This window comes from Mycolicibacterium neworleansense (assembly GCF_001245615.1).
GTDB lineage: Bacteria > Actinomycetota > Actinomycetes > Mycobacteriales > Mycobacteriaceae > Mycobacterium > Mycobacterium neworleansense.
This window is the reverse complement of the sequence record NZ_CWKH01000002.1, coordinates 1,167,461-1,190,554: the sequence shown is the minus strand read 5'-3', so window position 1 is coordinate 1,190,554 and position 23,094 is coordinate 1,167,461. Positions and strand designations below refer to the sequence as shown.

22 protein-coding genes are annotated in these 23,094 nt (G+C 68.1%); 16 read left to right on the top strand and 6 right to left on the bottom strand.

Annotated features, from left to right (window positions below; genetic code table 11):
- From BN2156_RS21320 to lipE, 5 genes are read left to right on the top strand one after another with little or no spacing between them, the layout of a single operon-like run.
- Nucleotides 1–630: a class I SAM-dependent methyltransferase gene (locus BN2156_RS21320; protein WP_090516904.1), complete on the top strand. Its 630-nt coding sequence runs from the start codon at nucleotides 1–3 to the stop codon at nucleotides 628–630.
- 38 nt (nucleotides 631–668) lie between these two features.
- The gene (locus tag BN2156_RS21315; RefSeq protein ID WP_090516903.1) at nucleotides 669–1,022 is read left to right on the top strand and encodes an ArsR/SmtB family transcription factor; all 354 of its coding nucleotides are present in this window, start codon (nucleotides 669–671) and stop codon (nucleotides 1,020–1,022) included.
- Nucleotides 1,019–1,654: an SRPBCC domain-containing protein gene (locus tag BN2156_RS21310; RefSeq protein WP_090516902.1), complete on the top strand. Its 636-nt coding sequence runs from the start codon at nucleotides 1,019–1,021 to the stop codon at nucleotides 1,652–1,654. The genes BN2156_RS21315 and BN2156_RS21310 overlap by 4 nt, the downstream gene beginning before the upstream one ends.
- A gap of 21 nt (nucleotides 1,655–1,675) precedes the next feature.
- Nucleotides 1,676–2,161, top strand: a complete 486-nt coding sequence (locus tag BN2156_RS21305; RefSeq protein WP_090516901.1) for a peroxynitrite isomerase — start codon at nucleotides 1,676–1,678, stop codon at nucleotides 2,159–2,161.
- On the top strand, nucleotides 2,158–3,393 hold the full coding sequence (gene lipE / locus BN2156_RS21300; RefSeq protein ID WP_090516900.1) for a lipase LipE: 1,236 nt from the start codon (nucleotides 2,158–2,160) through the stop codon (nucleotides 3,391–3,393). The genes BN2156_RS21305 and lipE overlap by 4 nt, the downstream gene beginning before the upstream one ends.
- A gap of 13 nt (nucleotides 3,394–3,406) precedes the next feature.
- On the opposite strand, the gene BN2156_RS21295 is transcribed toward lipE, so the two are convergent.
- Nucleotides 3,407–3,847 carry a PPOX class F420-dependent oxidoreductase gene (locus BN2156_RS21295; protein WP_090516899.1) on the bottom strand — a complete coding sequence of 147 codons (441 nt, stop codon included), beginning with the start codon at nucleotides 3,845–3,847 and terminating at the stop codon, nucleotides 3,407–3,409.
- 49 nt (nucleotides 3,848–3,896) lie between these two features.
- On the opposite strand from BN2156_RS21295, the gene BN2156_RS21290 reads away from it, so the two are divergent.
- On the top strand, nucleotides 3,897–5,444 hold the full coding sequence (locus BN2156_RS21290) for an acyl-CoA carboxylase subunit beta (RefSeq protein ID WP_090517547.1): 1,548 nt from the start codon (nucleotides 3,897–3,899) through the stop codon (nucleotides 5,442–5,444).
- A 3-nt stretch (nucleotides 5,445–5,447) separates the two neighbouring features.
- Here BN2156_RS21290 and BN2156_RS31040 read toward each other — a convergent pair whose 3' ends face one another.
- Nucleotides 5,448–5,633, bottom strand: a complete 186-nt coding sequence (locus BN2156_RS31040) for a GNAT family N-acetyltransferase (RefSeq protein ID WP_210436686.1) — start codon at nucleotides 5,631–5,633, stop codon at nucleotides 5,448–5,450.
- 274 nt (nucleotides 5,634–5,907) lie between these two features.
- Here BN2156_RS31040 and BN2156_RS21280 point away from each other — a divergent pair, with 274 nt between their 5' ends.
- Nucleotides 5,908–6,345, top strand: a complete 438-nt coding sequence (locus BN2156_RS21280; protein ID WP_090516898.1) for a DUF4383 domain-containing protein — start codon at nucleotides 5,908–5,910, stop codon at nucleotides 6,343–6,345.
- Nucleotides 6,346–6,647: 302 nt separating this feature from the next.
- Nucleotides 6,648–7,034, top strand: a complete 387-nt coding sequence (locus BN2156_RS21275; protein ID WP_090517546.1) for a heme-binding protein — start codon at nucleotides 6,648–6,650, stop codon at nucleotides 7,032–7,034.
- Nucleotides 7,035–7,047: 13 nt separating this feature from the next.
- Here the strand turns inward: BN2156_RS21275 and BN2156_RS21270 are convergent, their stop codons facing one another.
- Nucleotides 7,048–7,812: an SDR family oxidoreductase gene (locus BN2156_RS21270; protein WP_090516897.1), complete on the bottom strand. Its 765-nt coding sequence runs from the start codon at nucleotides 7,810–7,812 to the stop codon at nucleotides 7,048–7,050.
- An 80-nt stretch (nucleotides 7,813–7,892) separates the two neighbouring features.
- Between BN2156_RS21270 and BN2156_RS21265 the strand changes: the two genes are divergently transcribed.
- Together BN2156_RS21265 and BN2156_RS21260 are read left to right on the top strand one after the other, a co-directional pair.
- Nucleotides 7,893–8,807 carry a LysR family transcriptional regulator gene (locus tag BN2156_RS21265; RefSeq protein WP_210436685.1) on the top strand — a complete coding sequence of 305 codons (915 nt, stop codon included), beginning with the start codon at nucleotides 7,893–7,895 and terminating at the stop codon, nucleotides 8,805–8,807.
- A 186-nt stretch (nucleotides 8,808–8,993) separates the two neighbouring features.
- Entirely contained in the window at nucleotides 8,994–10,934 is a 1,941-nt protein-coding gene (locus BN2156_RS21260; protein ID WP_210436684.1) for a CocE/NonD family hydrolase, read from the top strand.
- On the opposite strand, the gene BN2156_RS21255 is transcribed toward BN2156_RS21260, so the two are convergent.
- A complete protein-coding gene (locus BN2156_RS21255; protein ID WP_407661735.1) occupies nucleotides 10,903–11,496 on the bottom strand; it encodes a class I SAM-dependent methyltransferase in 594 nt (197 codons plus the stop codon). The two genes, BN2156_RS21260 and BN2156_RS21255, sit on opposite strands and share 32 nt — an antisense overlap.
- A gap of 74 nt (nucleotides 11,497–11,570) precedes the next feature.
- Here BN2156_RS21255 and BN2156_RS21250 point away from each other — a divergent pair, with 74 nt between their 5' ends.
- A complete protein-coding gene (locus tag BN2156_RS21250) occupies nucleotides 11,571–12,449 on the top strand; it encodes a helix-turn-helix domain-containing protein (protein WP_090516895.1) in 879 nt (292 codons plus the stop codon).
- A gap of 90 nt (nucleotides 12,450–12,539) precedes the next feature.
- On the top strand, nucleotides 12,540–13,709 hold the full coding sequence (locus BN2156_RS21245) for an esterase family protein (RefSeq protein ID WP_090516894.1): 1,170 nt from the start codon (nucleotides 12,540–12,542) through the stop codon (nucleotides 13,707–13,709).
- A 71-nt stretch (nucleotides 13,710–13,780) separates the two neighbouring features.
- Here BN2156_RS21245 and BN2156_RS21240 read toward each other — a convergent pair whose 3' ends face one another.
- Entirely contained in the window at nucleotides 13,781–14,911 is a 1,131-nt protein-coding gene (locus tag BN2156_RS21240) for an FAD-dependent oxidoreductase (RefSeq protein WP_090516893.1), read from the bottom strand.
- 59 nt (nucleotides 14,912–14,970) lie between these two features.
- Here BN2156_RS21240 and BN2156_RS21235 point away from each other — a divergent pair, with 59 nt between their 5' ends.
- From BN2156_RS21235 to BN2156_RS21220, 4 genes are read left to right on the top strand one after another with little or no spacing between them, the layout of a single operon-like run.
- Nucleotides 14,971–16,173, top strand: coding sequence for an acyl-CoA dehydrogenase family protein (locus tag BN2156_RS21235; protein WP_090516892.1), 1,203 nt, complete (start codon nucleotides 14,971–14,973; stop codon nucleotides 16,171–16,173).
- On the top strand, nucleotides 16,136–17,353 hold the full coding sequence (locus tag BN2156_RS21230) for an acyl-CoA dehydrogenase family protein (protein WP_090516891.1): 1,218 nt from the start codon (nucleotides 16,136–16,138) through the stop codon (nucleotides 17,351–17,353). The genes BN2156_RS21235 and BN2156_RS21230 overlap by 38 nt, the downstream gene beginning before the upstream one ends.
- A 48-nt stretch (nucleotides 17,354–17,401) precedes the next feature.
- Nucleotides 17,402–18,241, top strand: a complete 840-nt coding sequence (locus tag BN2156_RS21225) for an alpha/beta fold hydrolase (protein ID WP_090516890.1) — start codon at nucleotides 17,402–17,404, stop codon at nucleotides 18,239–18,241.
- Nucleotides 18,238–19,143 carry a fumarylacetoacetate hydrolase family protein gene (locus BN2156_RS21220; protein WP_090516889.1) on the top strand — a complete coding sequence of 302 codons (906 nt, stop codon included), beginning with the start codon at nucleotides 18,238–18,240 and terminating at the stop codon, nucleotides 19,141–19,143. The genes BN2156_RS21225 and BN2156_RS21220 overlap by 4 nt, the downstream gene beginning before the upstream one ends.
- Here the strand turns inward: BN2156_RS21220 and hrpA are convergent, their stop codons facing one another.
- Nucleotides 19,144–23,025, bottom strand: a complete 3,882-nt coding sequence (gene hrpA / locus BN2156_RS21215; RefSeq protein ID WP_090516888.1) for an ATP-dependent RNA helicase HrpA — start codon at nucleotides 23,023–23,025, stop codon at nucleotides 19,144–19,146.
- Nucleotides 23,026–23,094: the final 69 nt, after the last annotated feature.

Here is a 23,094-nt window from a genome sequence, read left to right as displayed (position 1 = left end):
GTGGGCGGCCGGGCATATGAGCAGTACGAATTGATCGCTGGCGGGTACGCCCGGGCCTTTGGCGGCGAATTCGATGACCGGCCGTTCGATCGCGCGGTCCTTCGTTCCTTCGCCGAGCTGGTGCAGCGGTCCGGCGGCAGTTCCGTTCTCGACGTGGGGTGCGGGCCCGGTGAGGCTGCGGCCGAACTCGCTGCGTCCGGACTGTGCGCCGAGGGCATCGATGGGTCTGGCGCAATGGTTGCCATCGCCACGCAGCGGTGGCCGGAGTTGAGGTTCCGGACCGCGGACATGTTCGACCTGCCGTATGACGCGGGCACCTTCGGTGGGGTGTGTGCCTGGTACTCGATCATCCATACACCCGCCGAGGCACTGCCGGACCTGTTCGCCGAGTACCGGCGGGTCCTGACCGATCCGGGGTGGTTGCTGCTGGGTTTCCAGACCGACGGTCCGCCCGGGGTCTACGACCACGCCTTCGGCCGCGACGTGGCGCTGACGTTCCTGCGTCACGACATCGCCATGGTGTGCGCGGCCCTGGAAGCGTCGGGATTCACCGTGTACTCCACCACCAAGCGGGCGCGTCAGGCGCAGCTGGATGAGCCCACGGCCCAGGCCATGATCATCGCTCATTAGCCTTGACTTATATAAGTACAAGCTTTTAATCTGGACCTGTGCACGCCTTCGACATCCTCGGAGATCCGGTGCGCAGGCGGATCCTGGAGCTCATCCAGGCCGGAGAGATGTCGTCCGGCGCCATCACCGAAGTGATCCGCGCCGAGTTCGAGATCAGCCAGCCTGCGGTGTCGCAGCACCTCAAGGTGTTGCGGGACAACGGTTTCGCGAGCGTCCGGGCAGAAGGCACGCGTCGGCTCTACAGCGTCGACACCGCACCGTTGCGTGAGGTCGACCAGTGGCTGGAACGGTTCCGGCGCAACTGGACGCCGCACCTGGATGCGCTGGCGACCGAGATCGCACGCGGCAAACGGGAACGAAGAAGAACCACGAACAAGGAGACCTCCCCATGATCGACGTCCAGCACCAGCTCAACGCCGTGCGCCGCAGTGTGGGCCGCAAGACCTTCGAAGCCCGCGAGGCCCGCGTCGTGAGCGTCAGCCAGACCTACGACACCGATGCCGCCGATCTGTGGGATGCCTGCACCAGCCTGGAGCGGATCCCCCGCTGGTTCCTGCCGATCACCGGCGACCTGCAGGTGGGCGGCCGTTTCCAGCTGGAAGGCAACGCCTCGGGCGAGGTCCTGATGTGTGACCCGCCGCGGTCGTTCACGACGACGTGGGAGTCCATGGGCGCCACCAGCTGGGTCGAGGTCACCATCACCGAGGCCGGCGAGAGTCGGGCCACCTTCACGCTCGACCACATCATGCACTCCGGCGACGACGATGAGTTCTGGCAGCAGTTCGGACCGGGGGCGGTCGGAGTCGGTTGGGACTCCGGGCTTCTCGGCCTCGCCGGTTACCTCGGTAGCGGTGAGCGCATCACCCCGGAAGAGGGCGCGGCCTGGGCGGCCGGCGAGGAGGGCCGCGCGTTCATGACCTCGGCGAGCGAACTCTGGTACCAGGCCGACGTGGCAGCTGGTGAGGATCCGGCCCAGGCGCGTGCCGCGGCGGATCGCACCGCCGCGGCCTACACCGGGGGCTGACCAGGGCCGTACCCTGTCGGTGTGCCCGATCTCCACCCGAACCTGACCGTGCTGGCCCCGCTGCTCGGCACCTGGGCCGGTCCCGGCGCCGGTGAGTACCCGACGATCGAGTCGTTCGAGTACCTCGAGGAGATCACCTTCGGCCACGTCGGCAAGCCGTTCCTGGCCTACAGCCAGCGCACGAAAGCGCGCGACGACGGCCGGCCGCTGCACGCCGAGACCGGATATCTGCGGGTCCCGGAGCCGGGCCGGGCCGAGTGGGTGCTCGCCCATCCGACCGGCATCACCGAGATCCAGGAGGGCACGGTACGCGTCGTCGACGGACGCATCGACCTGGAGCTGACCGCGACCGCCATAGGCCTGACCGCATCCGCCAAAAATGTTGCGGCACTGTCACGTTCCATCCACGTCGACGGTGATCAGCTGACGTACAGCCTGCGGATGGGCGCAGTCGGACAGCCGCTGCAACACCACCTTTCCGCCACCCTGACCAGGAAGACCGCATGAGCCACGACGGCAAGATCGCCCTCCCCTCCGACCTGGACTCGGTCACCGACATCGGCGAGGAGGATCACTCGGAGATCGACCCGGGCGCCGTCGAGCGGATCTGGGAATCGGTACGGTACTGGTACGGCTCCGGCATGCACCCCGCCATTCAGGTCTGCTTACGGCGCAACGGAAAAACCGTGTTGAACCGCGCGATCGGGCACGGCTGGGGCAACGGCCCGACCGATGCGCCGGATGCCGAGAAGATTCCCGTCACCACCGGTACCCCGTTCTGCGTCTACTCGGCGGCCAAGGCGATCAGCACGACGGTGGTGCACATGCTCGTCGAGCAGGGGCACTTCTCCCTCGACGACCGCGTGTGCGACTACCTGCCCAACTACACCAGCCACGGCAAGGACCGCACCACGATCCGGCACGTGATCACCCACAGCGCCGGCGTGCCGATTCACACCGGACCGCGTCCGGACGTCACCCGCGTAGACGACAGCGAGTACACCCGGGAGCAACTGGCCCTGCTCAAACCGGTGTACCGACCGGGTCTGGTGCACATCTACCACGGGCTGACCTGGGGCCCGCTGGTCCGTGAAATCGTCTCGGCTGCCACCGGCCGCAACATCCGCGACATCCTGGCCACCGAGATTCTCGACCCGCTGGGTTTCCGATGGACCAATTACGGCGTTGCCCCGGAAGAGGTTCCGCTGGTCGCGCCCAGCCACGTCACCGGCAAGCCGCTGCCGCCACCGATCGCCGCGGCATTCCGGGCCGCGGTCGGCGGGACGCCGGACCGCATCATCCCGCTCAGCAACACCCCACTGTTCCTGACCAGTGTCATCCCGTCGTCGACCACCGTCTCCAACGCCGACGAACTGTCGCGGTTCGCCGAGATCCTGCGCCGGGGCGGCGAACTCGACGGGGTGCGGATCATGAAGCCGGAAACGCTGCGGGCCGCGACGACGCCGTGCCGCCGCATGCGCCCGGACGTGGCGACCGGGCTCAAGCCGATGCGCTGGGGCACCGGGTACATGCTCGGCGGGAAGCGGTTCGGGCCGTTCGGGCGCAACACCCCGGCGGCGTTCGGGCACACCGGGCTGGTCGACATCGCGGTGTGGGCCGACCCGCAGCGCAGCCTGTCGGCCGCGATCGTGAGCAGTGGAAAGCCGGGGGCCCAGCGGGAGGCCAACCGCTACCCCGCTGTGCTGAACCGGATCTCGGCCGAGATCCCGATCGGCTGAGCGGGAAGCTGAGTCAGCGCAGTCTCTCCCCGTACACCCGCTCGACCGTCAGCGTCATCAGCACCCGGCGGTCGGAGACCATCACCGACCGGTACTCGTCCCAGTCGGGGTGCTCCCCGGCCGCGCTGCGGTAGTAGTCGACCAGCGCCTCGACCTCGGGCCCGTGCGGATCGGTACCGGGTCCGGTCAACGTCACCGTCCCTTCGGCGGTGGCCCACGCCCAGCCGTCGGCACTGGTCACCTCCAGCGCCGCGCGCGGATCGCGACGCAGGTTGACCGTCTTGGCCCGTCCCTCGGTCATCGAGACGTAGATGACGTCTGCGGCCCGGTCGTAGAACGGCGTCACCGGTGACAGCTGCGGCACACCGGAGGCCTTGATCGTGGCCAACACGCCCAACCGGGCCTCGGCCAGCAGGTCGCGCGGATCGAACGGGTTAGATGAGGTGGCGGTCACATCTGTGCGCAACCTCGGACCGTACGCCCGCTATTCCAGGAGCCTGCCGATGCCCGACGAACCGCTGCGCGACGATCTCGCCGAACTGCTGCGCCGGAGGGCGCTGACACAGGACCCCGACCGGACCGACGCGGTCACCCGCCGCCACGCCGCCGGCGGCCGCACCGCACGCGAGAACATCGCCGACCTGGTCGACGACGGGTCGTTCGTCGAATACGGGCGGTTCGCCATCGCGGCGCAGCGGCAGCGCCGCAGCCTCGACGACCTGATCGAACGCACGCCCGCCGACGGACTGCTGGCCGGAACCGCGCGGATCGGCGGTGCCGCATGTGCGGTGCTGTCCTACGACTACACGGTGTTGGCCGGGACTCAGGGCGCCATCGGCCACCGTAAGAAGGACCGGCTGTTCGAGATCATCGAGCGCATGAAGTTGCCGACGGTGTTCTTCGCCGAGGGCGGGGGTGGGCGTCCGGGTGACACCGACATTCCGACGGTCTCTTCCCTGGAGATCCGGGCGTTCGCGTTGTGGGCGGGGCTGTCCGGTGTGGTGCCGCGCATTGCCGTGGTCAAGGGCCGCTGTTTCGCCGGCAATGCGGTGATCGCCGGTGCGGCCGATCTGATCGTCGCCACCGAGGACAGTTCGATCGGTATGGGCGGGCCGGCGATGATCGCCGGCGGCGGCCTCGGCGACGTTGCCCCCGACGACGTCGGCCCGATCTCGGTGCAAGCCCCCAACGGCGTCGTCGACGTCGTGGTCGCCGATGAGGCGGAGGCGGTCGCCACCACCCGGACGCTGATGGGCTACTTCACCGGGCCAACCGAACCCGGTGCGATCACCGACCAAACCGCTTTGCGGACAATGGTTCCCGAACGCGCCAGGCGCGCGTATCCGGTCGGGCCGGTCATCGAGACGCTCGCCGACACCGGGTCGGTAACCGTGCTGCGGGACAAGTTTGCCCCGGAGATGGTGACAGCCCTGGCCCGTATCGACGGCAGACCGGTGGGCATCATCGCCAACAACACCATGGTGATGGCCGGCGCCATCACGGCCGCCGCGTCGGACAAGGCGGCCCGGTTCCTGCAGCTGTGCAACGCGTTCGGCTTGCCGGTGGTCTCCCTGGTGGACTGCCCCGGGTACATGGTCGGCCCGGCAGCCGAGGCCGAAGCCCTGGTACGGCGCGGCTCGCGGCTGCTGGTCGCCGGCGCGGCGCTGACGGTGCCGCTGGTGGCGGTGATCCTGCGGCGCGGTTACGGCCTTGGGGCGCAGGCGATGTGCGGAGGCAGCCTGCACGAGCCGCTGCTCACGGTGGCCTGGCCGGGTGCGCACCTGGGTCCGATGGGTCTGGAGGGCGCGGTCCGGCTCGGCCTGCGCAAGGAACTGGAGGCCATCTCCGACGAAGACGAACGCGAGCAGGCCGTGCGGGCGGCCACCGCGGCGGCCGAACAGAACGCGCGGGCCCTCAATTCCGCGTCATTGTTCGAGATCGACGACGTCATCGACCCCGCGGAGACCCGGGGGTTGATCGCGGCCACGCTGGCCGCGGCCGCCGAGCATGAACGCCCCGCACCGCGTGCGCGATTCGTCGACACCTGGTGACGGTCACAGCTCCAGGTACATGATGTGCAGCCCGACCAGGCCCTGGGTCCGCGACCGGTAGGCCTTCGGAACGGTTCCGATGATCCGGAAGCCCAGGTCTTGCCAGAGGCCCACGGCCCGCACGTTGGTCTCCACCACGGCATTGAACTGGATTGCCCGGTAACCGTTTTCCCGGTGCCAGTCGATCACCCACCGCGCCAGGGCCCGACCGACGCCGCGCGCCGGCGACGGCCCCGTCGGCCAGGGCGACGATGGTGTGCCCCGGCGCGGGCGCCAGCCACAATTCGGAAATCTGTTGATCGGTCAGATCATCGGGACACGTATAGCTTTCGCCGTCGGCCACGATTGCCCGGAAGAACGGCGCGATCTCGGCGATGTCCTCTGGTGTGGCCGCACGAATTTCCACGCCCTGACAATACGGCCAACCGTTGACTACACACTGTAGTAGACGTACGGTCCGGGTATGCGGCAGTGGAGTTTCGCTCAATGGGGACTGCTGATCATCTCGCTGTTCCACGTGGTGCAGGCAATCATCGGTTTCATTGCCGAGCCGAGTTTCGCCATCGGCCCGGACGCACCGACCACACCGATCCTCGGCATGGACTACAACGGCTGGCATGCGGTCGCCGGGCTGGCATTGTTCGGCCCGGGCCTGGTGCTGTGCCTGCGGAAATCCTGGGCGGTGCTCTATCTCCTGCTGGCCGCGGTGGCCGGCGCGCTACCCGGCATCTGGGCGTTCTTCTCGAACCAGGTGGCCTACATATTCGCCTTCCCCAACAACATCACCGATGCGGTCGTACACCTGGCAACCGCCGCGGTGATGCTGGCCGTGGCGGGTGTACAGATCTACCTCGACGGCGGGCTCCGCAACTCGTTGTCCGGGCTAACCCTCAAACACTGACCGGATCAGTTAGCTGGACACAACCTGGATAACGATTCGGTCACTACGCCCGAGGCCGCAAATCACGATCAATTAAGAATGGCGGCCGGTCTCTGAGACATTTCAAGATCATTGGCTGCAATTCGGTGGGATTGAGGCGCAATTCACGGCCCTCACCTGTAACGCCGCCACACCTGTCACAGCCGTTTCACAGCAGAGACGTTTTGCTCGGGCGCGACGCGGTTACTTTCGAATTCGGGCCGGGGAAAGCGATCGCTGATCGCGACCCAACGAGAAACCCAGAATCCAGAAGGAAAATGATCATGAAATTCACTGGTATCACCGCGCGCCGTGGAATTGCCGGCGCTTGCGCGGCGGGCCTGCTCGGCGGAGTGGCCGCAGCGATGATCGGCGCACCGACACCCGACTGCAGCGCCAGTGGGGTGGCCGGCACGGTCAGCAGCACCACCGGTGCCGCCCGCGCCTATCTCGACAGCCACCCGGGGGCCAACCAGGCCGTGAGCGCCGCGTTCACCCAGCCGCGTCCCGAGGCCGCGGCCACGTTGCGCAGCTACTTCACCGCCAACCCGCAGGAGTACTACGACCTGCGCGGCATCCTGGCCCCCATCGGGGACACCCAGCGCGCGTGCAACGTGACGGCACTGTCGCCCGAACTGGCCTCCGCCTACTCGGAGTTCATGGCCGGGTAGGCCATGGATGGAGTCAATGACCGTGTGGGTCAGCCGCATTTAGAGTGGCGACCACCTGGTCGTAGTCCCCGCGCGCCTCGCCATAGCGCAGGAATTTGACCCGGTCCACCTGGACCTCCCTGGCGTCGGGCCGGCGCTCGAGCAGATCGACCACCTCGGCGACGAACTCGTCGAGGGGCATGGCGAAGCTGCTCTCGCGCTGGCCCGGCACCAGGTCAGTAGCCACTGATGGCGGGATCAGCTCGACCAGCTCGACGCTGGTGTCCGCGAGTTGCATGCGCACTGATTCGGTGAGCATGTGGATGGCCGCCTTAGATGCGTTGTAGCTGGGCGTCGCCCGCAGCGGCGCGAAGGCCAGGCCCGAGGACACCGTCATGATCGTGGCGTCCGGCTGGGCCCGCAGGTGATCGACGAAGGCTGCGATGAGACGAATCGGGCCAAGCACATTTGTGGTGATGGTCGCCTCGGCCGAGCGCAGAAACCCCTCGGGTGTGTGCCAGTCCTCGATCGCCATGATGCCGGCCATGGCGATCACAACATTCAGATCGGGGTGATCGCGCAGCACCGTGGCGGCGGCCGTGGCAATGCTGTCCGGATCAGCGGTGTCAATCTGCACGGTGTCCATCTCGGGGTGCTCGGTCCGGATCTGTTGCAACAGTTCGGTGCGGCGGCCACCGACGATCACGGTGTTGCCCTTGGCCTGCAGGGCGAGGGCAAGCGCCAGACCGATCCCGCTGGTCGAGCCCGGTATGAAGATGGTGTTGCCGGAAATCTTCACGGTGAAGCCCCTTTCTGTCTCTGTCGTCCAGCGTGGCAGCCTCCGGCATATAAGTCACATGCATAGTTAGTATGTTGGATATGCGCGCGATGCATATCGGGGGCGTCGATCTCAACCTGATCCCACCCCTCCTGGCGCTGCTGGAAGAAAGGCAGGTATCCCGCGCCGCCGAGCGAGTCGGTTTGAGCCAGCCGGCCATGAGCCGCGCGTTACAGCGGCTGCGTCGACTGCTGGGTGATCCACTACTGGTCCGCGACTCCGCCGGGTATCGGCTGACCGCACGAGCGGAGTCCATCCGGACGCAGTTGGTCGCGGTACTCCCCCAACTCGAAACACTCTTCGCCCCCGACCATTTCGATCCGAAATCGGCAACCGCACCGGTGCGGCTGGCCGCCACCGACTACGCGGTGCAAGCCTTCGGTCCCGCCATCTGCCAGGCAGTGCTCCGCCAGTCGACGGCACCGGTACGGTTCCGCAGTTGGAGCCACGAGAGTGTCGCCGAGCAAATCCGCGACTCAGGGGTCGACCTGGGACTTTTCGGCGGCTACACCACTGCCGACCTGCATTCCGAGGAGTTGCTGGTCGAGCGGTTCGTGTGCCTGCTGGCCAGCGACCATCCGTTGGCCGGGCACGACAGCATCGCGTTGGCCGACTACGTCAGAGCCCGCCACGTGATCGTCGACGTCCATAACGGAGTTCAGCCGGATATCGATCACCCGCTGCAGAAGCTGGGTTACCCGCGGCAGGCGGCGGTGATCGTGCCGTACCACTCGGTGGCTGCACAACTGCTGCCCGGCACGGACCTGATCGCTACCCTGCCGAGCCAGTGCGTGAGCACCCTCATCTCGGCCAGCGAATTTCAGGTCCTGAACGCACCGGAGGAGATCGCCACCATGGCGTACCGGATGGTCTGGCACCCGGGCCTCGACAATGATGCGCGGCATCAGTGGCTGCGTGGCGTGGTGCGGACGGCGGTCCGGCGGACGGTGGGGTAGCGACTGCGCCGGGTCGACCTGACAGCCGGGCTGCCCCCGTTCCCTCGCCGTCGGTCCCAAGGCGTTGTCCCGAATCACTCGGTCCGCGCTCACAGGTGACGGTTCCGGCGAGACGTGGGGCCGACCCAACCCAGTGAAACCCGCGTCATAACGTGGAGCCAGGCCGACACGCGTCAAGGAGGACGGATGGCGAACCCGTGGCAGGTGGTCAGAGGCAAGAAGGTGGCCGGGCAAACGGCAACCCGCGTGCGTAAGCGCAACCCGTCGCCACTGGAACCGGCCTGGACGCCGCCACCGGCCCGCTACGGCGTCGGGGTCCACCACAACGTGGCGGTCCGCGCTTCCGACGGCACCGTGCTGCGGGCGGACATCCACTATCCGACGATCCCCGAGACCGGGGCACCGGCACCGGGACCGTTCCCGGTGCTGCTGTCCATCACGCCCTACGGCAAGAAGGCCCCGCCGCCGGCCGCCCAGATCGGCGGCGGGGCCACCCCGTACCTGATCCGGCGCGGCTACATCGAGGTGATGGCCGACGTACGCGGCACCGGCGTCTCAGGCGGATCGTTCGAGATGCTGGGTGCGGTCCAGGTCCAGGACGGTGTCGACCTGGTGAATTGGGCTGCGCGGCTGCCCAATTCCAACGGCCGAGTCGGGATGTTCGGCATTTCCTACCTGGCCATCAATCAGCTGCTCACCGCCGCCGCGGTCGGCCCCGACTCGCCGTTGAAGGCGATCTTCCCGGTGATGGCCGCCAACGACTTCTACCGCGACGTGGTCACGATGGGCGGTGTGCCGCACATGCGCACCGTGCGCGCCTACGGTGCGGTCTACTCGCTGCTCAATGTGGTCAACCCGGCGCTGGAGTTCGCCAAGCGCGGCACTCATGAGCGCCCCCGCGCCGGCGGCCTGGCCGCGGTCCGCCAACGCGGGCGCGACCAGCGCCAGTACTTCCGCACCATGATCGGCGATGCCACCGCCGGCGGCGACACCGCGTTCGACGGGCCGTTCTGGGACACCATGCGGGCTTCGGACGTGTTGCCCCAGATCGCGAAGAACGACGTCGCGGTGTTCCTGGTCGGGGGCTGGCACGACGCTTTCCAGCGCGGCGCCCCGCTCAACTACGCCGCGTTGCAGAACGCCTACGCCGGCCGGCCGCCGAACGCCCCGATGGAGCCCGGCCAGCCGCTCTCGGACCGGGTGCAGCTGATCATGGGCCCCTGGTATCACGTGTCCGATCTGGACGGCCTGCATCTGCATGCGTTGCAGTTGCGCTGGTTCGACCGCTGGCTCAAGGACGACGCCGAGGCCGCGGTGACCGGTTCCCCGGTCCGTTTCCAGGCGATCGGCAGTCAGTCGTGGTTCCAGGCGGAGGACTACCCGTTCCCCGAGGCCACACCGACACGGCTGTACCTGGCCGACGGCGGAAACCTGGTCACCGATCCGGTTACCGAGCAGACCGAGGCCACCTTGCGTTACGTGGTGCGGGGGCCGGTGTCCGGTCGCAGCCTCGAGCAGTGGACCCTGGGGATGGGCAGCTTCATGGCTGCCCAGGCGGGTCGGCGTATCCGCTATGACCTGGACAACCGCCGGCTGCAGCGGGAGGCGCTGACCTACACCACGGCCGAGTTCACCCAGCCTCGGCTCATCGCCGGTGCGGTCACGTTGACCGTGCATGCGACGGCCGACACCACCGAGACCTTGTGGGTGGCCCACCTCGACGACGTGGCGCCGGACGGCGCCAGCCGTCCGCTGACCCAGGGGGCGCTGCTCGGATCGCACCGGGCGCTCGACCCGGACACGACGTGGTACCTGCCGGACGGAACGGTGCTGCGGCCCCAGCACATCAGTACCCGCGCCGCCGTCGAACCGGTGGTGCCTGGTGAGCTGACCAGGTACGACCTGGATGTCTTCCCCACCGCGGCGCTGATCGAACCGGGCCATCGGCTACGGCTGACCGTGACCACCTACGACTTCCCTCACCTGGTGCCCACGCAGCCGGCCCGCCATGCCCTGGCCGGCGGCACCTACCGGATCCGCCAGGGTGGGGATGCGCCGTCGAGCCTGCTGATCTCGCTGGCCGATCCCGCCGCTTTCACCGCGGACGCGTCGCGCGGAAGTACGTAACTCGGCCGGCCAGCCGGATGCGGTCGGATCCGGTTATCTCACAGGCAAATCCGGCATCTTCGAGCAGCCGTGGGACGCCGTCGCCGCGCACGTCCACGATGTGGAGTACGCCGCCGGGCCGCAGGACCCGGAACAGCTGGCCGACGGCTGCCACCTTGGTGTCGCCGTCGAGGTGATGCAACATCATCGACGACAGCGCCGCGTCGAATTCGCCGTCGCCGAACGGCAGTTCCTGCGCATAGGCGCGTTCGAAGCGGATACCGGCCATGCCCTTGGTCTTTCGCCCGGCCCGCTCCAGTGCCCGCGGATCGGGGTCGGTGGCGACGATGTCGGCAGCTGGACAGGACCTTTTCGCACGGACCGTGAGGTTGCCGGTACCGCAGCCTATTTCGATGACCCGCTGACCATCGGAGAGGCCGGCCTGCGCCACCAGCGCGCGGTAGACAGGGTTCATCCCCAACGCCCGGGTGAGCAGGTCATAACCGGGCAGGAATGCGTCCCGGCCGGCGGCGGGCAGATAGTCATGCCGGTTCTTCAACATATGTGGACGATGTTCGGTCATGATCCCCATGATCCTGCGGTTCGGAACTGGATTGTTGGGTGAACTTTGGCCAAATCAGGATTATCTTCGGTCTCGTGACCGAGATGTCCCGATTGGCCCGGCACCGCGGCGGCGTCCCGGTCTATCGGTACTGGACAGAGCGCGATGCGCCGCCGGTGACGGTAATCCGGGGTCAGCGCGCAGACCTGCCCGAGCACCGTCCGCACATTCACGATTTCCCCGTGCTGTGGTACGTGCCGTCGGCGGGTGTGGTCCATGTCGTCGCCGCCGGGGAGGTGATCGACCCACGCCCCCTGGTCGCCGGGCCCGAGGGGGTCGGGGTGTTCTTCGACCCCGCGGCCCTGGGGAATGACGCCGCGTCGCCCTGGCCCGCCTGGCAGACCCATCCCCTGTTGTTCCCGTTCATTCACGGGCAGTCAGGCGGCCTGCTGCACCTGAAGGTGCCGGCCGATCGACAGCACTTGTGGGACAGAACAATCCGGTCGATCGAGACCGAATTGGCGGGGCGGCGCCAGGGCTACCGGCAGGCCACTCTGGCTCATCTGACCCTGCTGCTCATCGATCTGGCCCGGCTCGCCGACGATGTGGTCACCGACTTACGACGCAGCGGCGAACCGTTGCTCGCCGAGGTTTTCACGGTGATCGACCGCCGATTGTCCGAACCACTGTCGTTGAGCGACGTCGCGGCCGAGGTCGGGATGACCGCAGGACACCTCACCACACTGGTGCGGCGGCGGACCGGGCGCACGGTCGGCGAATGGATCAACGAGCGCAGGATGAGCCGGGCGCGTGATCTGCTCGGCGAAACCGGCCTGCCCGTTGCCGAGGTTGCCGCGCGGGTGGGCATCGCCGATCCCGGATACTTCAGCCGCCAGTTCCGCCGGACGCACGGCGTCTCGCCTCGACAGTGGCGCCGAGCGGACTGTCCCGGCATCGGAACCGAATCACATTGATAACAGAGGTGTTACACCGGGCGCGGCCCGAATAGGCACTGCTCAGGCGTTGTTAGCGTGCCCCGTGTGAGACTGAGAGGGTTCGGTCGGATGTCGCGCCGCGTGGTGGCTGCGACGATCGCAGGTTTGATGTTGCCGGCCATGGTGATGGCCGGGCCGGCACCGACCGCCGCGGCGTATTCGCGCGACGGGCTGCCGGTGGAGCGCCTGCAGGTTCCGTCAGCGGCGATGGGCCGCGACATCACCGTGCAGTTCCAGGGTGGCGGTCCGCACGCGTTGTACCTGCTCGACGGGTTGCGCGCCCAGGACGACGACAACGGCTGGGACATCAACACCGCGGCATTCGAGTGGTTCTACCAGTCAGGCATCTCGGTCGTGATGCCGGTGGGTGGGCAGTCCAGCTTCTACGCCGACTGGTACCGGCCGGCAACCGGCAGTGCGGGCACCACCACCTACAAGTGGGAAACCTTTCTGACCCAGGAACTTCCGGCCTACCTGGCCGCCAAACGCGATGTGGCGCCGACCGGCAACGCCGTCGTCGGATTGTCGATGTCGGGCGGGGCCGCCCTCAACCTGGCGATCTGGCATCCGGCCCAGTTCATCTTCGCCGGAGCCCTGTCCGGCTTCCTGAACCCGTCACAAGGCCTGTGGCCCACCATGATCGGCTTCGCGATGAAGGACGCCGGGGGCTACAACCCCACCGACATGTGGGGCATCTCCAACGATCCCGCCTGGCGCCGCAACGACCCGATGGTCAACATCAACCGGCTGGTGGCCAACAACACCGCGATCTGGGTGTACTGCGGCAACGGCGTTCCCTCCGAACTCGACGGACCCGGCGGCAACTTCGGCACGCTGTACAGCGCACAGTTCCTGGAGAACATCACGATCAACTCCAACAAGGAGTTCCAGCAGAAGTACGTGGCTGCCGGCGGGCGCAATGCCCGCTTCGAATTCCCGCCGAACGGAACCCACGGCTGGGGCTACTGGGGCGCGCAGCTGCAGCAGATGAAGCCCGACCTGCTGCGGGTGCTCAGCCAGAACGCCGCTGCCGCTGCCGCTGCGGCCGCACCCGCTGCTCCGGCTGCTCCGATCCCAGGGGTGCCCGGCCAGGTCACCCCGGTGCCAGGCCAGGTCGCCCCGGTGCCCGGCCAGGTCGCCCCGGTGCCCGGTGTGGCCGGAGTTCCTCGGGTGGCCGGCGTACCCGTTGCCCCGGCGGCACCGGGCCTGCAAACAATCCCCGTCGCGCTGCCGCGGTAGCGATCACGTTCGTAACCCCAGGGCGGGAATTCGCGCGAATCTTCGCCGTGACGTTACGAACGCCGAAGGATTCAGCCGTTGATGACCGTGTCCTGATCCCGGACTCCGCGGTAGATGCCACGCCGGACGATCCACGGCTGCAGTACCCGTTCGATCGACCAGGCCGGAAATCGGAACGCGAAGCCGTTGGGCGCGAACACTTCCAGCCCGTCGGGTTGCACTCCGAGCACCGACCCCCAGCGGCTGGTGGGCGGGCGGTAACCGCGCATCCGGCCACCGGTGAAGTAGGCGGCGACATTCCGGGCCAGCAGTCCGTCGGCTCGGTTGCGGGCCGAGGAGCGCAGCGGGTCGGTGGCCGCGACATCGCCGACCGCGAACACGCCGTCGTGGCCAGGCACCTGCAACGCCGGGGTCACCGGAACGAACCCGCGCTCGTCGAGGATCTCCGCCGGCAGCCAGTCGGTGTTGGGCCGGACCCGCCCGATCGTCCACAGCACCGCGTCCGCCCGCACCGGTGGCTGGCCGGTGGCCCAGTGCACGTCATCGGAGGTGATCGCCGCGCAGTCGAAGCCGTCGGGCACGACTGCGCGGTGGCCCGGGTGCAGCGTCACCCCCGCCGCGGCCAGTCTCGCCTCAACACGCTGGCGGGCGCGCCGATGATGTTGCGGCAGAAGGTGTTCGCCCGGGTAGTACAGCTCCACCCGGGTGTCCGGCCACCGCAGGGCGATGTTGACGGCGCTGCCGGCCGCCGCCGCGCCACCGCCGATGACGGCAACCGAGCGTGCCGAACCCAAGCGTTCGTGTGCGTCGCGCAGCCCGGCATCGACATCCCCCGCCGACTGTAGAACGGCTCGTCGCCAGAAGCCGTTGGTCACACCGGTGGAAATCACCAGCGCGTCATAGGGTTCCACCCGAACGTTCCCGTCGGCGTCGCGCACGCCGACCGTGCGGGCGGACAGGTCGGCCCCGGTCAGCGTGCCGTGTACGGTGCGGACGCGGTCGAGTTCACGGAACCGGTCGAAGCCGATCCAGTAATTGCGGGCCCAGTCATCGGGCCGGGCCAGCCGGGTGCCGAGCTCCTGACCGCTGACGAGGCCGGGGTTGACCGAGATGCCGACGACGTCGAAGCGACGCGCCAACCGGATCGCGGTGAGCACGCCCGTGTCACCGAGCCCTGCGATCACCACGCGCTTTCGGTCCACGACCGGTGACGCTACCGCCCGCCCGCGGACCGCTGAATCCCTTTCCCTATCGTGGCTGGATGAGCAGCGTCGCTGATGCGGACCGGGTCGCCGACCTCGCCCGCAAGGTCGTGGCCGACCACGACCCCAAGAAAGTCCCGATTCCCGAGTATCTGGCCGCCTGCTACGACGCCGGCCTGTCCTGGGTGCACTTCCCGGAGGGCCTCGGCGGCCTCGGGGTGTCGCGCGGTCTGCAGGCCGTGGCCGACCGCATCCTGCAGGGCGCCGGCGGGCCGGTCCCGCTGGGTCTGAACCCGATGGGTTACGGCATGGCCGCACCGACGGTGCGCGAACACGCTCAGTCCGACGAGCTGAAGAAGTCGTGGCTGCGGCCGCTGGCGAGCACCGAACACATCTGGTGCCAGTTGTTCTCCGAGCCGGGCGCCGGATCGGATCTGGCCGGGCTGGCCACCTCCGCGGTCCTCGACGGCGACGAGTGGGTGCTCAACGGCCAGAAGGTGTGGACCAGCCTGGCGCACCGCGCCCGCTGGGGCCTGTTGCTGGCCCGCACGAATCCCGATGTGCCCAAACACAAAGGCTTGACGTACTTCGTGCTGGACATGCACGGGCCGGGCGTCGAGACCAGGCCGCTGCGGCAGATGACCGGGCAGGCCGAGTTCAACGAGGTGTACATCACCGACGCCCGCATCCCCGACGCCCATCGGCTCGGCGCGGTGGGCAACGGCTGGAACGTCGCGATGACCACGCTGATGAACGAGCGCAGCGCGCTCGGCGGCAGCGGCAACCGGCGCGGAGCCGGAACCATCTCGGATGCCGTGGCGCTGTGGGCGTCACGCCCGGATCTGCGCACCCCGGTGCTGCGGGATCGGCTGACCCAGCTCTGGCTGCGCTCCGAGGCCCAGCGGCTGACCGCAGAACGTTCCCGCGCGGCCGCCACCGCCGGCGGTCCGGGTCCGGAAGGCTCGATCGGAAAGCTCGTCGGTGCCGAACTGAACCAGCACATCTACCAGTGGTGCATGGATCTGCTTGGGCCCGAAGGGATCCTGTATCACGGTTACGGCTCGGGTGACCGAGACGAGGACGAGAACGCCAAGGACTGGCGCGGCCCCATCCAACAGCGCTTCCTGCGCAGCAAGGCCAACACGATCGAAGGCGGCACGTCAGAGGTGATGCGCAACATTCTCGGCGAACGGATCCTCGGGTTGCCCGGTGATCTGCGGGCCGATGCCGGTATGCCGTGGAAGGAGATCCCGCGTGGCTGAGAAGCTTGCGGATCAGCCCAACAGCGGGGCTGAGTACGTATTCACCGACGAGCAGGCGCAGTTGCGGACAGCGGTCCGCAAGTTCTGCGCCGAGAACTTCGACGAGCAGACCGTGCGCGCCCTGATGGAGTCCGAACCCCGGTTCGATCCGCCGGTCTGGGCGCGGTTGGGTGGCGAACTCGGCGTGCTCGGCCTTGCGGTTCCCGAAGCCGACGGCGGCGCCGGCGGCACGCTCGTCGACCAGGCCATCGCGGTCGAGGAACTCGGCGCGGCACTGGCCTGCGGCCCGGTGTTCGGCACCGTGCTGCTGGCCATCCCGGCGCTCGTCGCCGCCTCGGCCGGTCCGGTGCGTGATGAACTGCTCGGCGCACTCGCAGAAGGCACCCGCACCGCAGCCTTCGCGGTGCCGGACCAGGCGGGAGCTTTCGACGCGGCCGCGCTGAATGTCACTGCCGCCGAGGACGGGACGTTGACCGGCACGGTGGCGCGGGTCGTCGACGGCGATGCCGCCGACGTGTTGCTGGTGGCTGCCACCGGACCCGACGGCGTGGCCCTGTACGCGGTCGACGCGGCCGGACCGGGTGTACAGCGCACCGCGCTGCACACCCTCGACCTCACCCGGCCGCAGGCGACTGTCGTCTTGACCGGTACCCCCGCCCAACTCGTGGCCGGGACCGGAGAGGCCGATCGCGTCATCACTCACGCCTTCCAGGTCGCGTCGGCACTGCTGGCGGCCGAACAGGTCGGCGCCGCACAGCATTTGCTTGACCTGTCGGTGGAGTACGCGAAATCGAGGCTGCAGTTCGGCAGGCAGATCGGGTCGTTCCAAGCGGTCAAGCATCGACTGGCGGATTGCCTGGTCGATCTGGAGCACGCCCGGTCGGCGACCTATCACGCGGTGTGGGCGCTGACCGAGGGCACCGACGATCCGGCGCTGGCGACCAGCATCGCGCAGGCCACCGCGTCGGCGGCGTTCGCCAAGATTGCTGCCGACACCATCCAGGTGCACGGCGGTATCGGTTTCACCTGGGAGCACCAGGCGCACCTGTACTTCAAGCGAGCCACCACCGATGCCGCACTGCTAGGCAGTGCCGAAGCGCATCGGTCGCGGGTGGCCGAGCTGGTGCTTGACGACGCAACTTCCGAGCGAGCGCCGTGGGTGGCCACCGGTACGCAGTGATCCGTTGAAAACGCGCGGCAAGCCTTAGGCGACCGTACAATTCCGCTGATGGACAGCCCCGTCGAACACCGCACGCTGGCTGTCGACGGGGTCCGGTCACCGGTGCTCGTCGCAGGTGTGGCCGGGCCGGACACCGGCGAGGCGGTGGTGTTCGTGCACGGCAACAACGCCGGGGCCAAGTGGGACCGGTTGCTGACGCCGGTTTCCGATTTCGCGCGGGTGATCGCCCCGGAGATGCCGGGATTCGGGGCCGCCGACAAACCCTCCCAGTGGCCCTACACGGTGGCTGCCTATGCGGCGCACCTGGATGCGCTCCTCGATCAACTCGGGGTCCGGCGCGCGCATCTGGTGGCCCACGATTTCGGTGGGCCATGGGCGCTCGCATGGGCCGTCGACCATCTGGACTCGGTCGCCAGCATCACGTTGATCAACGCCCCGGTGGTGATCAACCACTTCGCCGCAAAGTTGTGGCGCACACCCGTGCTCGCCGAGGCACTGTCGCGCATCGGCAACCCGGCCGTGCTGCGTCGCGTGCTCGCCATGCGTGATCCCGGTCTGCCGTCCGATGCGCTCGACTCGATCGCCGAGCACATGTTCGCCCGCGGGACACCCGACGCCGTGCTCAAGCTGTACCGGTCCACCGGCCCCGACGCCCTTGCGCCGTATATCGATCGGCTCGCCGGCTACGGCGGTGACGTCTTGGTGGTGTGGGGTGCCGACGACCATTACGTGCCACTGACACAGACCGACGACTACCGGCGGATCTTCCGTAACTGTGAGGTGCAGCCGGTGCCGGGGACGGGCCATTGGCCATGGCTTGAGCAACCCGACGTGGTGGCCGGACACGTGACGGCGTTCCTGCGTCGGCAACTCGGGCGTATGCCGTGAAGCTGCGCCGCGTCCTCGCCGACACCGGCCTGACCGTAGAAACGCTTGATTCCGACGGGAATTGGGTTGCCTCGGCCGATCTCACCCCGCTCGGTGGCCGGGTGTTCGACGATTCCTGGCTGACCGCCTCGGCCGAACGCCAACTGCGGCACAGCGAGCATCTGTTGCCGTTCCAGCCGGTGTCGTTCCGCGACTTCATGCTGTACGAGCAGCACAACATCGATGCCGCCCGCGGACTGATCCGGCGTTTCCACCCTGGCCTGTACCGGGTGACCGCGATGTACGAACGGATCACCGGCCGGCCGGTGCCGCAGTTCAAACCCAAGCCGCTGTTCTACCAGCAGCCGATCTATTACATGTCCAACGCGCAGACGTTCGTGCCGACCGGCACCCCGGTGGCGGTGCCGGACTATTCGCAGGCCCTGGACTTCGAGCTGGAGATCGGATTCGTCCTGGCCGCACCGCTGTTCAATGCGACAGCGGCCGAAGCCGCCGAGGCGATCGGCGCGTTCGTCGTGCTCAACGATTTCAGCGCCCGTGACGTGCAACGTCCGGAGATGCTCAGCGGCTTCGGCCCGCAGAAATCCAAACATTTCGCCAGCTCGATGTCGGATACCGCGGTCACCGCCGACGAGATCCTGCCGCGCATCGACACCCTCACCGGTTCGGTGGCACTCAACGGGTCGGTCCTCAGCACTGTCAGCAGCGTGGGCATGCAGCACAGCCTGGGCGAGGTGCTGGCGCATGCGTCACGCAGCGAACCGCTTTATCCGGGTGAGCTTTTCGGGACCGGGACGCTGCCCGGGGGCAGCGGTATGGAGACGGGGCACTGGTTGCGCCCCGGCGACACCCTGACGCTGACCCTGGACGGTGTCGGCCAGATCGAGCATCGCATCGACTGACTACCGGCCGACGGCGTCGATCGCCTTGTAGATGCGTTGCTCGCTGACCGGGCGTGGGGTGCCGAGCTGCTGAGCCCACAGGCTCACCCGGAGTTCCTCGATCTGCCAGGCGATGTCACGGATATCGGTGGCCGCGGCCCGACCCGGTGACAGCGCCTGAACCAGATCGTCATAGGCGTCCTCGACCGCGTGCACCCGCGACATCCGGTCCCGGTCGGCGCCGAGCGCCTGCGGCAACCGTTCCAGCCGGCGGGCGATCGCGGTGACGTACCGGGTCAGATCGTTCAGCCGGGCAACGCCGGTGACCGTGACAAACCCCTTGGGCAACAGGCGGTCCAATTGCGACCGGATGTCGGCGACGGCGTCGGCCTGGGCCGCCGACGGCTTGTCGGGCAGCACCACGTGCACCTCGTGCGTCGCGGCCAGCACCTTCTCGACGCGACTCACCGCGGCCTGCGTGGTCGGCCCGAGTTCCTTGCCGGCCCGCGTGACGAGCTCGGTGAACGCCGCCTTGGTCCACACCGGCTTGGGAAGCATCACATCGGCGGCGGCGTCGGCGCAATCCTCGAGCAGCGCGGCCAGCGTGCCGTCCGGGTTGGCGTTGAGCGCCAGCCGGGTCCGGGTGCTCAAGCCTCGCTCGATCGCCTTGACCGGCGACGGTACGGTCAGCCGCAGCAGGCGGCGAAGGCCCGGCCGCATGGCCGCAGCCTGATCGGCCGGGTTCGCGAACACCTTGATGTCGAAGGCTTTTCCGGTATCGACGAAGGCCGGGTAGCCGCGGACCGTGTGCCCACCGCTGACGTTCTCCACAGTGCGGGGCAACTCGTCGAGGTCGTCGGGCCAGGCCCGCAATCCGGTGCGTTCCAGATCGCCGCCCAGCGCGTCGGCGACGGCCTGGGCGACGGGCACTGCCAGTTGCTCGCGCAATGCGTCGATGTCCTTACCGCGCGCCACCTGTTTGCCGTCGGCCGATTCCACGGAGAAGGTCATGCGCAGATGATCCGGTACCTTGCTCAGGTCGAACGCGTCGATCGGTACCAGAATGCCGCTGCGCCTGCGCAGTTCGCGCTGCACCTCGTCCAACAGCGACCCGGCCGACGGATCGATGTCACCCAGGATGGCCCGGGCGGTGTCGGGGGCGGGGACGAAATTGCGCCGCAAGTCCTTGGGCAGCGATTTGATCAGCGCGGTGACCAGTTCCTCCCGCAAAGCCGGTACCTGCCAGGCGAACCCGTCACCGCCGAGCCGGGCCAGCACACCCACCGGCACGTGCACGGTGACGCCGTCGTCGGCCGCCCCTGGCTCGAACCGGTAGGTCAGCGGGAGTTCGAGATCCCCGGCTTTCCAGGTGTCCGGGTTGTCGGTGCCGTCGTCGGAGCGCAACAGATCGTCACGGGTGAAGGTGAGCAGGTCAGGTGTCTTGTGCCGCTGCTTCTTCCACCAGGCGTCGAAATGGCGTGCGGAGACGATGTCGGCCGGGATGCGGGCGTCGTACAGGGCGTAGATGTCGTCGTCGCCGACCAGCAGGTCACGCCGGCGGGCCCGCTCCTCGATCTCCTCGAGTTCGGCTCGCAGCCGGGCGTTGTCACGGAAGAAGTGGTGCCGGGTCTGCCAATCGCCCTCGACCAGCGCATGCCGGATGAACAACTCACGACACAGCTCGGGATCGATCTGTGTGTAGCCGATCTTGCGGCGCGGGACCAGCGGCAGCCCGTAGAGCGTGACCCGCTCGAAGGCCACCACCGCACCGCGCCGGGCTTCCCAGTGCGGCTCGCTGTAGTTGCGCTGCACCAGATGTCCGGCAACCCGCTCGATCGCCTCGGGTTCGACCTTGGCGGCGATGCGGCCGAACAGGCGGCTGGTCTCGACCAGGTCGGCCACCACGATCCAGCGCGGCGGTTTCTTCGTCAGCACCGAGCCGGGAGCCAGCACGAACCTGGAATTGCGGGCTCCGGCATAGTCGCGGCCCTCGCCCTCACGCAGCCCGACATGCGACAGCAGGCCCGCGCTCAGCGCGGCGTGGATGGCGGCCGGCTCCGCCGGCTCATCACTCTCGCGGATGCCGATGTCGCGGGCGATGCTGCGTAGCTGCCCGGTCAGGTCCTGCCACTCCCGGATCCGCAGGTAGTGCAGGAACTCCTCGCGGCACATCCGCCGGAAAGCGTTGCCGGAGCGCTGGTTCCGTTGCTCCCGCAGGTAGTTCCACAAGTTGAGGTAGGAGATGAAATCGGAATGCTCGTCGGCGAACCGGGCGTGCTTCTGCCGCGCCGCCTCTTCCTTGTCCGTAGGACGCTCGCGCGGGTCGGGGATCGACAGTGCCGCGGCCAGCACCAGCACCTCACGAACACAGCCCTCGGTGTCGGCCTGCAGGATCATCCGGCCGACGCGCGGGTCGAGCGGCAGCCGGGCCAGCCGTCGTCCGACGTCGGTCAGGGCGCCGGCGGCATCGAACGCACCGAGCTCCTGCAGCAATTGGACACCGTCGCGGATGCTGCGGGCGTCAGGGGGATCCAGAAACGGGAACTGCGCGATGTCGCCGAGTTGCAGGGCAGCCATCTGCAGGATGACCGCGGCCAGGTTGGTCCGCAGGATCTCCGGATCGGTGTAGCGGGGCCGGGATTCGAAATCCTGCTCCGAATACAGCCGGATGCAGACGCCGGGTGCGGTACGTCCCGAACGCCCGGCCCGCTGCGCGGCCGACGCTTGGGAGATCGGCTCGATCGGCAGGCGCTGCACCTTGGTGCGGCGGCTGTAGCGGGAGATCCGCGCGGTCCCCGGATCGACGACATAGCGGATGCCCGGCACGGTGAGTGAGGTCTCGGCCACGTTGGTGGCCAGCACGATTCGCCGAGCCGTATGACTCGGCTGGAACACCTTCTGCTGCTCGGCGGTGGGTAGCCGCGCGTAGAGCGGCAGCACCTCGGTGTTCCTCAGGTCCTTCAACGCTTCTGCGGTGTCCCGGATCTCGCGTTCCCCCGACAGGAAGACCAGGACGTCTCCCGGGGGCTCGGACTCGAGCTCGCGAACCGCGTCGACGATGGCCTCGGTCGGATCCCGTACCTCGGTACGCACGATCTCGTGGTCGGGATCGTCGGGGTCATCGTCTTCCGAAGGCGGTGCCGGGACTTCCAATGGCCGGTACCGGATCTCGACCGGATAGGTCCGTCCCGACACCTCGACGATCGGGGCACCGCCGAAGTGCGCGGCGAAACGCTCGGGCTCGATGGTGGCCGAGGTGACGATGACCTTGAGATCGGGGCGGCGGGGTAACAGCTCGCGCAGGTAGCCGAGCAGGAAGTCGATGTTGAGGCTGCGCTCGTGCGCCTCGTCGAGGATCAGCGTGTCGTAGCGCAGCAGCCGCCGGTCTCTTTGAATCTCGGCGAGCAGAATGCCGTCAGTCATCAGCTTGATCAGGGTGGAGTCGCTGGCCTGATCGGTGAAGCGCACGGTGTAGCCGACGGCCTCACCGAGCGGGGTGCCGAGTTCATCGGCGATGCGTTGCGCGACCGTGCGGGCCGCGAGCCGGCGGGGCTGGGTATGGCCGATGGTGCCGCGGATACCGCGGCCCAGGTCCAGGCAGATCTTGGGCAACTGTGTGGTCTTGCCCGAGCCCGTCGCCCCCGCGACGACCACGACCTGGTTCTCGTTGATGGCCTTGGCCAGCTCGTCGCGGTGGTCACTGACCGGCAGGTCCGGATAGGTGATGGCGGGCACGACGGCCTGGCGCGTGAGCACCAGGGCCTCGGCGGAAGCCACCTGTTCGGCTATCTTGGCCGGGTCGGAGCCACGGAGATTGCGGAGGCGACGGCGCAGCCGGTCCGCGTCACGGATGGTCAGGCCGTCGAGGCGGGAGCGCAGCTCGGCGACTGACGATTCGGACACTCGGTCAAGGATAGGTGCACGAGCAACTGTGATGTAGGTCATAGGTCGCACTGAACTGGCAACCTCCGG

What these genes read in the sequence shown, in the direction of transcription:
- BN2156_RS21235 (WP_090516892.1), top strand. Translation starts at nt 14,971, where the DNA reads ATGAGCAGCGTCGCTGATGCGGACCGGGTCGCCGACCTCGCCCGCAAG.
- BN2156_RS21255 (WP_407661735.1), bottom strand. Translation starts at nt 11,496, where the DNA reads ATGACCGAACATCGTCCACATATGTTGAAGAACCGGCATGACTATCTG.
- BN2156_RS21275 (WP_090517546.1), top strand. Translation starts at nt 6,648, where the DNA reads ATGAAATTCACTGGTATCACCGCGCGCCGTGGAATTGCCGGCGCTTGC.
- BN2156_RS21260 (WP_210436684.1), top strand. Translation starts at nt 8,994, where the DNA reads ATGGCGAACCCGTGGCAGGTGGTCAGAGGCAAGAAGGTGGCCGGGCAA.
- BN2156_RS21265 (WP_210436685.1), top strand. Translation starts at nt 7,893, where the DNA reads ATGCGCGCGATGCATATCGGGGGCGTCGATCTCAACCTGATCCCACCC.
- BN2156_RS21280 (WP_090516898.1), top strand. Translation starts at nt 5,908, where the DNA reads ATGCGGCAGTGGAGTTTCGCTCAATGGGGACTGCTGATCATCTCGCTG.
- BN2156_RS21230 (WP_090516891.1), top strand. Translation starts at nt 16,136, where the DNA reads ATGCCGGTATGCCGTGGAAGGAGATCCCGCGTGGCTGAGAAGCTTGCG.
- BN2156_RS21290 (WP_090517547.1), top strand. Translation starts at nt 3,897, where the DNA reads ATGCCCGACGAACCGCTGCGCGACGATCTCGCCGAACTGCTGCGCCGG.
- lipE (WP_090516900.1), top strand. Translation starts at nt 2,158, where the DNA reads ATGAGCCACGACGGCAAGATCGCCCTCCCCTCCGACCTGGACTCGGTC.
- BN2156_RS21225 (WP_090516890.1), top strand. Translation starts at nt 17,402, where the DNA reads ATGGACAGCCCCGTCGAACACCGCACGCTGGCTGTCGACGGGGTCCGG.
- BN2156_RS21245 (WP_090516894.1), top strand. Translation starts at nt 12,540, where the DNA reads ATGTCGCGCCGCGTGGTGGCTGCGACGATCGCAGGTTTGATGTTGCCG.
- BN2156_RS21310 (WP_090516902.1), top strand. Translation starts at nt 1,019, where the DNA reads ATGATCGACGTCCAGCACCAGCTCAACGCCGTGCGCCGCAGTGTGGGC.